The organism is Leifsonia naganoensis, assembly GCF_013410615.1.
Classification (GTDB): Bacteria; Actinomycetota; Actinomycetes; order Actinomycetales; family Microbacteriaceae; genus Leifsonia; species Leifsonia aquatica.
This window is the reverse complement of record NZ_JACCHJ010000001.1, coordinates 2,097,487-2,109,803: the sequence shown is the minus strand read 5'-3', so window position 1 is coordinate 2,109,803 and position 12,317 is coordinate 2,097,487. Positions and strand designations below refer to the sequence as shown.

Annotated in this window: 9 protein-coding genes and 1 tRNA gene; 6 read left to right on the top strand and 4 right to left on the bottom strand. The window is 68.9% G+C overall.

Annotated elements, in window-relative coordinates; all coding sequences use genetic code 11:
• Positions 1–66: 66 nt before the first annotated feature.
• Positions 67–1,743 (bottom strand): ABC transporter substrate-binding protein, encoded by a 1,677-nt coding sequence (locus tag HNR14_RS10260; protein ID WP_179700956.1) that lies wholly within the window; start codon positions 1,741–1,743, stop codon positions 67–69.
• Positions 1,744–1,890: 147 nt separating this feature from the next.
• On the opposite strand from HNR14_RS10260, the gene HNR14_RS10255 reads away from it, so the two are divergent.
• From HNR14_RS10255 to HNR14_RS10240, 4 genes are all read left to right on the top strand, one after another.
• The gene (locus tag HNR14_RS10255; protein ID WP_179700955.1) at positions 1,891–2,538 is read left to right on the top strand and encodes a TetR/AcrR family transcriptional regulator; all 648 of its coding nucleotides are present in this window, start codon (positions 1,891–1,893) and stop codon (positions 2,536–2,538) included.
• 31 nt (positions 2,539–2,569) lie between these two features.
• Positions 2,570–3,661, top strand: a complete 1,092-nt coding sequence (locus HNR14_RS10250; RefSeq protein ID WP_343064456.1) for a DUF4037 domain-containing protein — start codon at positions 2,570–2,572, stop codon at positions 3,659–3,661.
• A gap of 150 nt (positions 3,662–3,811) precedes the next feature.
• Positions 3,812–7,567: a LamG-like jellyroll fold domain-containing protein gene (locus HNR14_RS10245; protein WP_179700953.1), complete on the top strand. Its 3,756-nt coding sequence runs from the start codon at positions 3,812–3,814 to the stop codon at positions 7,565–7,567.
• A gap of 88 nt (positions 7,568–7,655) precedes the next feature.
• A tRNA-Gly gene (locus tag HNR14_RS10240) sits at positions 7,656–7,729 on the top strand.
• A gap of 54 nt (positions 7,730–7,783) precedes the next feature.
• Here HNR14_RS10240 and HNR14_RS10235 read toward each other — a convergent pair.
• Complete coding sequence (locus HNR14_RS10235; RefSeq protein WP_179700952.1) at positions 7,784–8,746, bottom strand: GlxA family transcriptional regulator; 963 nt, start codon at positions 8,744–8,746, stop codon at positions 7,784–7,786.
• 70 nt (positions 8,747–8,816) lie between these two features.
• Between HNR14_RS10235 and HNR14_RS10230 the strand changes: the two genes are divergently transcribed.
• Complete coding sequence (locus HNR14_RS10230; RefSeq protein ID WP_179700951.1) at positions 8,817–9,494, top strand: NADPH-dependent F420 reductase; 678 nt, start codon at positions 8,817–8,819, stop codon at positions 9,492–9,494.
• 29 nt (positions 9,495–9,523) lie between these two features.
• On the opposite strand, the gene HNR14_RS10225 is transcribed toward HNR14_RS10230, so the two are convergent.
• Entirely contained in the window at positions 9,524–10,363 is an 840-nt protein-coding gene (locus HNR14_RS10225; RefSeq protein WP_179700950.1) for an SDR family NAD(P)-dependent oxidoreductase, read from the bottom strand.
• A 149-nt stretch (positions 10,364–10,512) separates the two neighbouring features.
• On the opposite strand from HNR14_RS10225, the gene HNR14_RS10220 reads away from it, so the two are divergent.
• Positions 10,513–11,385: a helix-turn-helix transcriptional regulator gene (locus HNR14_RS10220; RefSeq protein WP_179700949.1), complete on the top strand. Its 873-nt coding sequence runs from the start codon at positions 10,513–10,515 to the stop codon at positions 11,383–11,385.
• Here HNR14_RS10220 and HNR14_RS10215 read toward each other — a convergent pair.
• Positions 11,380–12,288 (bottom strand): alpha/beta fold hydrolase, encoded by a 909-nt coding sequence (locus tag HNR14_RS10215; protein ID WP_343064455.1) that lies wholly within the window; start codon positions 12,286–12,288, stop codon positions 11,380–11,382. The two genes, HNR14_RS10220 and HNR14_RS10215, sit on opposite strands and share 6 nt — an antisense overlap.
• Positions 12,289–12,317: the final 29 nt, after the last annotated feature.

Below are 12,317 nucleotides of genomic sequence, written 5' to 3'. Positions count from 1 at the left end.
TGACCGCGAAACGTCCGGGGCGGAAGGGGGTCGAAACCGTCTTCCGCCCCGGACGCAGGTGGGGGATTACTTGCTCGCGGGCTTCAGCTTCATGATCACCTGCACGGCAGAGGGCTGGGTCGGGTCGGCGGTCGCGTACTGGTCGCTCTCGCTCGGCCACCCGGTGTACTTGCGCGTGTTGTACTCGGCGAGCTGCGGGTGGGTGCCGATCGCGATGGCCGGGACGTCCTCGACGAAGATCTTCTGGATCTTGTCGAGAGCGGCCTTGCGGGCCGTGTCGTCGGACGCCTGCGCGTACTCCTTGAGGAGGGCGGTCGCCTCCGGGTTGTTGTAGCGCCCGAAGTTGTCGGCGACCTTGCCGTCGGCGGCCTGGTCGAGGTAGGCGCCGTTCATGACGTCGTCGTAGATGTGCCACGGGTTCGAGCCGGAGCCGGTCCAGTGCAGCACGGCGTCGAAGTTGCCCGTCGCCACGTTGGTGGTCCAGGTGTCGGCGTCGGGGGTGGCGACCTTGGCGTCGGCGCCGAGCGTGTTCTTCACCTGCGTGGCGACCAGCTGGATGCCGGTGACGTAGTCGTTCCAGCCCTGCGGGTCCTGGAGGGTGAAGGAGACCGGGTTGCCGGACGGGTCGATCAGGGCGCCGTCCTTCCAGGTGTAGCCGGCGTCGGTGAGGACCTTCTTGGCGCCGTCGACGTCGATCTTGAAGTTCTGGTCCTTGTAGTCCGGCGCGATGTACTGGTCACCGGTCGGCTGCGGGATGCCCGTCACGTTCTTGAGCTCGGGTCCGGCGTTGCTGCGCGCCTTCTCGGCGTGCGCCTTGCGGTCGACGACCATGTTGACGGCCTTGCGGAACGCCACGTTGTCGAACGGGGCCTTGGTCGTGTTGACCAGGATCATGTCCGGGCTCAGCACGTTGGCGCCCCAGAAGACGTTGTGCTTCGGGTCCTTGTCGACGTAGTTCTTCTGGTAGTCCGTGATGAAGATCTGCGCCCAGTCGGTCTCGCCGTTCTGCAGACCGCGGAGGAGGCCGGTGTTGTCGTTGTACTCGAGGTACTTGAGCTCGCCCACCGGGACCTTGCCGCCCCAGTAGTCGGTGCGGGCCTTGAGCACGACGCCCTGCGAGGAGAAGGTCTTGATCGTGTACGGGCCGGTGCCGACCGCGTCCTTGACCGCGTCCTTCGTCGGGTCGGAGATGCTCTTCCACTGGTGCTCGGGCACGATGGCGGTCTGCAGCACGTCGCCCTGCTTGACGAACTTCGACTCCGTGAAGCTGAGGACCACGTTGCCGCCGTCCTTCTTGACGTCGGCGAGCTTCAGCCCGGCCAGGTCGAGGGCGGGGGTGCTCTTGATGAGGTTGAAGGTGAAGACGATGTCGTCGGCCGTGAACGGCTTGCCGTCGCTCCACTTGACGCCCTCGCGGGGCGTGACCGTGAGCTGCGTGTAGTCGGAGTTCCACTCGACCTTCGACGCGAGCCACGGGGTGGTCTCGTTCTTGCCGACCGGGTTGACCATGGCCAGCGGCTCGAAGATCATCCGGTTGTAGCCGAGCGACTGGCCGGAGCCGGTCGCGATGAACGGGTTGTTGATCTGCGTCGCCAGCACGGCCGCGCCGTCCGGCTTCGCGACGGTGATCGATCCGCCCGATCCGCTCGATGCGTTCGATCCGCTGCTCGAGCATCCCGTGAGGGCCATCGCACTGATGGCGACGACCGCGGAGCCCGCGATCAAGAACTTCCTAAGCCTCATTGCTTCTCCTTCGTGACGGCACAGTCCTTGTGCCAGGTGGTGCAGGGTGTGTGGTGAACATAACTTGCTTACTGGTCAGAAAGCAAGTTAGCGTGAGGTTACTGGGTGGTAAGCTGCCACGCAACAACGAGCGAAAGAAGATGCGGGATGGCCACCACCGCCGGCACGGCCAATCCGCGCCCTGAGACCGAGCGCAAGCGCAAGGAGATCCTGCGAGCCGCGGTCGAGGTCTTCGGCACCAAGGGCTCCACGAACGGCACCCTCGCCGACATCGCCGAGCAGGTCGGGATGACCCACGCCGGCGTGCTGCACCACTTCGGCTCCAAGCAGAACCTGCTCCTCGAGGTCATCGAGTTCCGCGACCAGGACGATGTCGCGCACCTGGCCGACCGCCACATCCCGGGCGGCCCGGAACTCTTCATGCACCTGGTCGGCACAGCCCTCCGCAATGCGCAGCGCCCCGGCATCGTGCAGGTGTACACCGTGCTCTCCGCCGAGTCGGTCACCGACGAGCACCCGGCCCGGAGCTACTTCGAGGACCGCTACCGGACGCTCCGCCGCGAGATCGACGACGCCTTCCGGGAGCTGTGCGTGCAGGAGGGTGTCGCCGACCCCCAGTCGGTCGACAAGGCAGCGGCCTCCATCCTCGCCGTCATGGACGGACTCCAGCTCCAGTGGCTCCTCGAGCCCTCCGACGTCGACCTCGCCGGCGCCAGCGAGTTCGCCATCCGGGCGATCGTCAACGGCGTCCTCTACCCGGGCCCCGAGCTGACGTCGTACGTGCGCGAGGCCTGAGACCCGCTGGCCCATGGACCGCGGAGCCGACGTGCCGGATGACGCTGCGACGGGAGTCTCGCTGTCGCGCGCGTTCTTCGACGACGTGGTCGCACCCCTCCTCTCGGCGTCGCTCCCCCGCCTCCGCTTCGGCGCCGGGCGGCTCGGGACCGGCTCGGATGTCCTCGGCTTCGACGACGACGTCTCCCGCGACCACGACTGGGGCCTCCGGCTGAGCCTCTTCGTGCCCGCCGATGCGGTCGGAGACGTCTCTGCGCTGCTCAACGACGACCTCTCGGACACCTTCCGCGGGCTCCCCGCCCGGTTCGCCTTCACCGGCGAGAGTCTCGTGCGCCATCACGTCGAGGTGACATCGGTGAGGGAGTTCGCCGTCGCCCGGCTGGGATTCGACCCGCGCGACGGCATCGACGTGCACGACTGGCTGTCGGTGTCCGGCCAGGCCGCGCTCGAGGTGACGGCCGGCGCGGTCTTCGCGGACCCGGCCGGCGAGCTCGGAGCCGTTCGCCGAGCGCTGGCCTGGTACCCGGACGACCTGTGGCGGTATGTCCTGGCCAGCGACTGGGAGCGGATCGCGCAGGAACTGCCGCTGATGGCCCGGGCGGCGGAGGTCGGCGACGACACCGGCTCACGCATCGTCGCGGCCCGGCTGTCCCAGGTCGCGATGCACCTGGCGTTCCTGCTCGAGCGCACCTGGCCGCCGTACGCGAAGTGGTTCGGCTCGGCATTCGCGTACTTGCCGAACGCGGGGCCCGTCGGCGGATCGATCGCCGCGGTGCTGGACGCGCGCAATCTCGCGACGAGACATCGCGGACTCGGCGATGCCCTCCAACTCCTCCTCGACCGGCAGAATGCGCTCGGCCTGACCGCGGTGGAGACGGCGCTCGTCCCGTTCTGGGACCGCCCGCACCTGCACCCGGACCCGGCCATCGCGACCCAGCTTCTCGACGGCATCACCGACCCCGACGTTCTGCGTCTCCCCCGCGGAGGCGGCTCCATCGAGCAACGCACCGACAACGTGGCCGTGCTCACGAGACCGGAGGCGCGACGGGCCACCGTTCGAGCTCCGAATTTGAACATGAGAATTTCTCAGAAACTCTTCCCCTGGCCGTACCGACGCCGCTAAACTGCGGCCGCAAGCGTACTGGCATGTTGCACCCGACGATGTGGCCGAAGCGCAGCTGACAGCACGAGCGCCCGTGGGACATCCGCGTGCGCCCGGTGACCCACGAGGCAGTGCGGCCGCCGGTCGGAGATCTCGACGATCGGGGTTCACGTGCGTACTCGACTCATCGCCTGCCTCGCCGCCGTGGCGACGCTCGCGATCGGAAGCATCGCCCTCCAGGCACCGCAGAAGGCCGAGGCACTGTCGCCGGACCTGCCCTTCAGCGCCGACGCCCTGCCCACCTGGCAGACCAACGGCACCGTGTGGCAGGTGGCGATCTCGCACGGCAAGGCGGTCGTCGGCGGGACCTTCACCCAGATCCGCCCGGGCGCGGGCCAGTCGGGGACCGCCCGGGATCTGCAGAGCCTCGCCATCCTGAACGCGGCGACGGGAGAACCCGACGGGTGCCAGCTGCCCGTCTCCTTCGGCAGCAGTGCCGCATCGGTGTACGCGGTCAAGGCCTCCCCCGACGGCAACACCGTCTTCATTGGCGGACAGTTCACCAGCGTCGGCGGTGTGTCCGTGAACCGTCTCGCGGAGATCGACGTCCAGACGTGCACCGTGCTGCCGTTCCGGGTGAGCGGTATCTCCAGCTACGTGCTCGAGATCGAGCCGGCCGCCACCGCCGTCTACTTCGGCGGCGTGTTCCAGACCGTCGCGGGTCAGACCCGGCGCAGCTTCGCGAAGGTCGACCGCTCCGGAGCCCTGCAGACCGCTTTCGTGGCCAACGCCTCCGGAGCCACGCAGGATCTCTACAACACGACGGTCGTCCCCGGCAAGAACGCGCGCGGGGACGCGCTCCAGCTCTCGCCCGACGGCACCCGACTCGCCATCGGCGGCGACTGGTTCGACGTCAACGGCTCGGCGACCCACAGCTTCGCCGTCGTGGACTCCACGACCGGCGCGGTGCTGCGCACCTGGCCCGCGAACACCGTCGGACCCACGTCGCGGACCAAGACGATCAGCTCCGACGGCACGCGGTTCTACGTCGCCCAAGAAGGTTTCAACGGCTACGACGGCGCCCTCGCCTACAACTGGTCCGACTACAGCCAGGCATGGCGCGACAACTGCGCCGGCGCGACGCAGACGATCGTCCCCTACCAGGGCCTCCTGATCGAAGCGCACCACCACCACGACTGCTCCGCACAGGGGATGTATCCGGACGGCCGCCGCATCTACCTGACCATGACGCACGCGACCGATCCGCTCCAGACGCACATCGGCTGGGTGCCGGAGCTGAACGACGGCACCGGCGAGGGCATCGGCCCGCGCACCATCGCGGTCGGGACCGGGACGGATGCGACGCCGTACCTCTGGGTCGGCGGCGAGTTCACGCGGGTCAACGGCGCGAGCCAGCAGGGCCTGACCCGGTTCAACTCGACCGACACGGGTGCGCCGCCCGCGCCCACCATCGCGGCGCGGGCGATCACGCCCGGCGCCGTGCAGGTGAACATCCGCGGCGTCTACGATCCGGACGACTCCGACCTCACGTACGCCGTCTACCGCGGCACCGACACGACCACGCCCGTCTGGACGGGTGTCGCCGAGTCGAAGCACTGGTACCGCTACCAGGCGACCTTCGTCGACACGAACGTGACGCCGGGGACGACCTACAGCTACCGCGTGCGGGCGATCGATCGCGCGAACAACCAGAGCGGACTCTCCGCCGCGGCGACGGCCACCGCCTCCTCGACCGGCTCTGCCTACGCATCGACCGTGATCGCCGACCAGCCGCGGCTGTTCTACCGCTACGACGACACGGCGAGCACGCAGTGGGTCGTGGACAGCGCCGGCCAGACCGTCGTGGGCTTGAACGGCCTCGCCCAGAACGGCGTGACCAGGACGGCCACCGGCGCGATCTCCGGTGACGCGAGCGGGAGTGCGACCTTCAGCGACACCCAGGCGAGCGGGCTGCCGCAGTACATCTGGAACGACGTCATCGCGAACGGGCCGACCGTCTACTCCGTCGAGACCTGGTTCCGGACGACCTCCACGACGGGCGGTGCACTCGTCAACTACGGATCGTCGAACGGGCGGCCGCGCACCGACGACGGCACGGATCGCCTCAGCACGACGGTCGACCGCGTCGTCTACATGGAGAACGGGACGGGCTTCCTCCGCTTCGGCGTGAGGGCCGGCGCCGGCACGACCACGCTCCGCAGCACGGCCGCGCTGAACAACGGCCAGTGGCACCACGTCGTCGCCACCCAGGGACCAGGCGGCATGCGCCTGTACGTCGACGGCGCGCTCCAGTCGCAGAACTCCACGACGGGCAACGCCACCTATTACGGTACGTGGCACGTCGGCGGCGACAGCCTCAGCGGCTACCCGTCGACGGGCAACGCGCAGACGAACCGGTACTTCGACGGGCAGCTGGACGAGACGGCGGTCTACTACCGGGCCCTCTCGGCGCAGCAGGCCCTGAACCACTACCGCGTCGGGACGGGCTACGTCGACACGACGGCCCCGAGCGTGCCGCAGGGAGTCGCGGCCGCCTTCGACGGCGCCAACGTGGACGTCTCGTGGAGCGCCGCATCGGACGACATCGGCGTGGCGGGCTATCACGTCTATCGCGGCACGACGGCCGGGTTCACTCCGGCTGCCGACACGCTGCGCGCGACCGTCACCACGACGACGTTCGAGGACGTCGCGTCGGCACCGGGCACGTACTACTACAAGGTCATCGCGTTCGACGGGGCCGGCAACGCCAGTGCCGCCTCCGCTGCATCCGGAGCGGCCACGGTCGTCGACGGGGCGGCGCCGTCGGTTCCGGCGGGCGTCACCGCGACGGCGAACGGGCTCGCCGCGGACGTCTCCTGGACCGCCTCCACCGACAACGTCGGCGTCACCGGCTACGCGCTCTACCGCGGGCAGAACGCCGATTTCGCACCGAGCGCGGACACCCTCATCCAGCCGAGCATCGCCGGCACCGCGTACCACGACGCTCCCCTCTCCGAAGGCACCTGGTACTACAAGGTGACCGCCCGGGATGCCGCCGGCAACGTCTCCGGCGCATCGAGCGCGGCGTCGGTGACCACCGTGGCTCCGGACACGGCGGCGCCGAGCGTGCCGACCGGACTGACCGCGACGGTCGATGCAGGGAACAACGTCGGGCTGAGCTGGAGCGCCTCCACCGACAACGTCGGCGTCACGGGCTATCTCGTCTACCGGGGCACGACCCCCGGCTTCACGGCGGACGACGCCTCCCGGATCGGCAACACAACGGGCACCACCTTCACCGACTCGGCCCGCCCCCAGGGCACCTGGTACTACGCGGTGGCCGCGACGGATGCCGCGTCGAATGTGAGCGGCGCCTCGGCCACCGCGGCCGCAACGGTCTCCGGCCCGGCCGCGCCTCCCACGACGCAGACCATCGTGACGAGCGCCGACACGATGGCGGCCGCCGTGAACCCGACCTTCGCCTACGGCACCACGAACCAGCTCTCGTCGCGCTTCAACACCGCGATCGAGTCCTTCCTGCGGTTCGACCTCCCAGCGGCACCACCCGGACAGGTGCTCACCTCGGCGACCATCTCTCTCCGCACCTCCACCGACCCCACGGCCGGATCGGCCGACACCCACGAGTTCCGTCTCGTCACCGGGGCCTGGGACGAGGCGACCCTCACCTGGAACAACCGGCCGACGGCCGCGGGACCGGCCGTGCTCGGCCAGCTCACCGGAGCCACGGCGGTGAACACGGCCTACACCGCCACCCTGTCCGCCGCCGACCTCGCCCCGCTCGCCGGCAGCTCCGTCACCCTCCGACTCGCGAGCACCGCCGGCAGCGACAACGTGCGGCTGTGGTCGCGCGAGGCGACCGTGGCGGGATACCAGCCGACGCTGACACTCGTCTACACGACGCCGTGAGTGGATGACGGGTTTGGCCGAGAACGCGGGACCGGGTAGTCTGGGCGGCAGTCCCGCACCCCAGTGGATCACTGGGATCGAGGGCCACGCGAGTGTAGTTCAATGGTAGAACTTCAGCTTCCCAAGCTGATAGCGCGGGTTCGATTCCCGTCACTCGCTCCATTTCTGCTCCGTCGATGAGTGTGTCAGGCGTCGATGGGCGGCCTTCTCACAGCCCTAGTCCTCGAATGGAGCGAATGCCTGCCGGTACTGCTGCGGGCTGATCCCCAGGGCGTTGCGGAAGGCCGGGCGTAGCGCGGTCGCGCTGCTGAACCCGGTCCGGTGTGCGACTTGCTCGACGGTCAGGGTCGTCGTCTCCAGTAGCTCCTGGGCTGTCAGGACGCGTTGGCGGAGTATCCACTGCATGGCGGACTGGCCAACAGTCGCGGTGAAGTCCCGGTCGAGGGTGCGCCGGCTGGTGCCGTACCACCGCGCGAGGTCGTCCACTGTGAGCGCCCTCGGGAGGTTGGCGATGACTCGCTCCTGAATGGCCGCGATCGTGGGTGAAGCCGACCGGAGCGGTTCGGGTTGCGCGAACTGGTTCTGGCTTCCGTGACGGTGCGGTGCGGTGACCATCCTGCGCGCGATCGCGTTCGCCGCGGCCGAGCCCCATTCGCGTCGGACGTAATGCAGGCACGCGTCCAGGCCGGCAGCTGTGCCGGCGGAGGTGATGATGTTGCCCTCATCGACGTACAGCCCGCTGTCATCGACGACCGTGTTCGGGAAGCGGTTCGCGAAGTCGTGCACCCATCTCCAGTGAGTGATCGCCCGGTGCCCGTCGAGGATGCCGGCGTATGCCAGAGCGTAAGCGCCGGAGCAGAGGCCCATGACGGTGGCCCCGTCATCCACCGCTCGCTTCAAGACGGCCACCAGCGCGTCGGACGGTCGACTCTCCGGGTCGGGCCAGTTCGGGACGATCACGACGCCGGCGTCATCGGCTGCACCCAGCCCGCTCAATCCCGTCAGCGAGAGGCCACCGGTGGTCGCAGACGTGTCGGCCTCTGAGACCGCCACGACACGCAGCGGCGGAGCGCCCGTCGCCGTCCGGTCGACGCCGAACACGCTGATCGGGACGGCCGTCTCGAACAGCAGCGCCGTGTCCGGCACGATGACGGCGGCGAGATGACGATCACGGTCCATGACCGGATTTTATCGACACCGTGCTGATCGGCCACTGGTGGAGGCTCTGCCGGATCGGAAGGGTGGGTTCATGCACGTCTCCGCTGAACACGCCCGGCCCCGACTCGCCGTCATCGGCTCGGGCCGCATGGGCGAAGCCCTCGTCCGACTCCTGGCCCCTCACCGCGAGGAGGTGGTGTGGGCGGGCAGAGACCCCGAGCGACTGCAGCGCACGATCGACGAGCTCGGCCGGGTGGGCGTTCGGCCGCTCGGGGTCCGCGACGCCATCGATGTCAGCGACGTCATCGTCCTCGCGCTCTGGCATCAACACGCGCTCGAATTCGTGTCGGAGCACCGGCGCCCACTGCAGGGAAAGATCATCGTCGACATCGCCAACCCGTTCACCGAGGACTTCACGGATTTCACCCTGCCGGAGACCACGTCAGCGGCCGAAGAGCTGGCCGAGGCCGTACCGGGAGCTGCGGTCGTCGGAGCGCTGAAGAACACGTTCTGGGTGGTCTTCGACGACCCGCAGTTTCCGGAGGGAGAATCCGACATTCTCGTCACCGGCGACGACCAGCACGCGAAAGAACGAGTCATGAGCGTCTTCAGCAACCTCCCGTTCCGCGTCCTGGACGCGGGACGGCTGCGCAACAACCGCACGATCGAACGGATGACCCTGCTCTCGCGCGAGATCGCCATCCGCTACGACCACTACCCGCGGACCACCTGGCGCCTCCTCGGCCAAGCCCCGGCACCCGTGGCTTGACTCGGTCGGCGAGGTGACCGATCGCGTGCTCAACCGTCGTACGCGAGCGACGCCGACAGTTCACGATGGGCGTCGATCTGGGCCTGGATGGTGGCGAGGTTCTGCTCCTCGCTCGCCATCACGTCGGCGCCGGCGAGGAATCGCAGCGGCAGGTCGCCTGAGTCGGAGAGGGTGACGAGGGCTTGCGCGAGCTTCTGGGGGTCGCCTCCCTGCTGCCCGTTCATGCCCTTCCAGGCGTCGATGGTCTGCGCGGTGAGCTCGGCGTAGTCCTCGATGTCGAGCTCCGGCCAGATCGTCGACGAACCCTCGACCAGCAGCTCGGTCCGGAAGAAGCCGGGCTCCACCGCCATGGTCGCGATGCCGAAGCGTTCCACGTCGTAGCGCAGCGACTCCATCCAGCCCTCGAGGGCGAACTTGGATGCGGCATAAGCGGCGACGAACTCCTGGCCCATGAGACCGGCCGCCGACGTGATGGTGATGACCTGGCCGGAACGCTGCGCGCGCATCCCGGGCAGGATCGCGCGGGTGACGTTGGTGGGCCCGAAGAAGTTGGTCTCCAGCTGGGCACGGAACTGCGCGGGGCTGATGTTCTCGAAGTAGCCCGCGTAGAAGTTGCCGGCGTTGTTGACGAGCACATCGATGCGGCCGAAGCGCGCGACGGCGGCCCGCACTGCGGACTCAGCGGCTGCGGGGTCGGTGATGTCGAGGGCGACGGTGAGCAGGTTCTCGTGCTCGCCGATCGCGTCGAGCACGCGCCGTGGGTCACGGCCGGTCGCGACCACGGAATGCCCCGCGGCGAGGGCGGACCGGGCGATGTCGGTGCCGAGACCGCGGCCGGCTCCGGTGATGAACCAGACGTTGCTGCTCATGGATGATGCCTCTCTCGAAGTTCGCTCCCACCGTCTTCGCGGCGGGGATGATCCGAGTCAACGCCTGTTCGCCGGATCGAGCGTGGCTCTGTCGAGAGGTGCACCAGCAGGGACCCTCTCCGGCCGCAGCGGCGGCGTATTTTGGGGACATGGAGACCCACGACGACCTCAGCGAGTTCCTCACCTCGCGACGGGCGCGACTCAGCCCTGCGCAGGCGGGCCTACCGGATTACGGCGGCCGTCGTCGCGTCCCCGGGCTGCGCCGGGAGGAAGTCGCCCTGCTGGCCGGGATGAGCTCCGAGTACTACAAGCGGCTCGAGCGTGGCAACGCGTCCGGTGTGTCGGAAGCAGTGATCGACGGCATCAGCCGGGCCCTCCGACTCGACGAGGCCGAGCACTCCCACCTCTACGACCTCGTCCGCACCGCCAACGCCGGCGCTCACCCGCAACGCCGCCGCCCGGCACGCACCACGCAGCTCACCGCGGGGATGCAGCAGACCATCGACGCGATGTCGACCGTCCCCGTCTTCATCCAGAACGGCCGCCTCGACGCCGTCGCGACCAATCGACTCGGGCGGGCGCTGTTCTCCGAGATGTTCGACGACGCACGACCACCGGTGAATGCTGCGCGATTCGTCTTCCTCGACCCGAGAGCGCAGACGTTCTACCGGGACTGGGAGGCCAACGCCCGCCAGATCGTCGCCATCCTCCGCGCCGAAGCCGGCCGATCACCGTATGACCGGCAGCTCAGCGACCTGGTCGGCGAGTTGTCGACACGCGACGACCTGTTCCGCAGATTGTGGGGCGCGCACGACGTGCGCGAGCATCGCACCGGGCTCAAGAGCGTGCACCACCCCGTCGTGGGAGACCTCGACCTCACGTTCCAGAGCATGGACCTGGCATCCGACCGGGGTCTGCAGATGCTGGTGTTCTCAGCCGCACCCGGATCGGTGTCCAGCGACCGCCTCCAGCTGCTCGCCAACTGGGCGGAGACAGAACAGGCGAGCGTCACGCACTCATGAACCCTCGACATCCAGCACGGCGCGGGCGAACTCGTGCGGGCGCTCCCGGGGCAGATTGTGACCGGCACCCTCGACGAGCCGGTGCATCCGGGGGCCGGTGAAGTGCGCCGCGGAGGCTGAGCCGTCGGTCGCCGGGAAGTTGCCGTCGGCGGTGCCGTCCAGCGTGATGGTCGGCACGGAGATCGCCGGCTGATCGGCGAGGAATCGCTCCAGCTCGTCATAGCGTTCCGCCCCGGCGGCAGAGCCCAGGCGATGTCGATAGGAGTGGATGACGACATCCACGTAGTCGGGATTCTGGAACGAGCGTGCGACCCGGCCCAACTCGTCCGCGGTGAAGGACCACTTCGGCGAGTTCCGGCGCCAGATCACCTCAGCGACGCTGGCAGGGTCCGCTGCGAGGCCGGCGCGGCCGCGCTCGGTGAGGAAGTAGAAGAAGTACCAGAACCCGGCTTCGAGCCGCGGTGCCAGCGGGTGTCCCGCGGCAGCGATGTCCTGGATCAGGTAGCCGTTGACCGACACGAGCCCCCGCACGCGCTCCGGCCACGCGGCGGCGACGACGCAGGCGGCACGGCCGCCCCAGTCGAACCCGGCGAGCACCGCATCCGCGAGACCGAGCGCATCCATCAGCTCGACGACGTCGGTCCCCAGGGCGGCCTGCTGCCCGCTGCGCTCCTCCGCCGGGTCGAGGAACCGCGTCGGACCGTGGCCCCGCAGGTACGGGACGATCACCCAGCGGCCGGCAGCCGCGATCTCCCGCGCCGCGTCCGTATAGCTGAGCGCGTCATAGGGAAACCCGTGGAGCAGGATCACCGCCTGCGCCGCCGGGTCTCCGACCTCGTGGTAGCCCACGTCGAGGGTGGCGGTGCGAACACGTCGCACCTCACCGAGATCTGCCGATTCCACTGTCGTGCCCTTCTTCTGGTTCGTGGGCG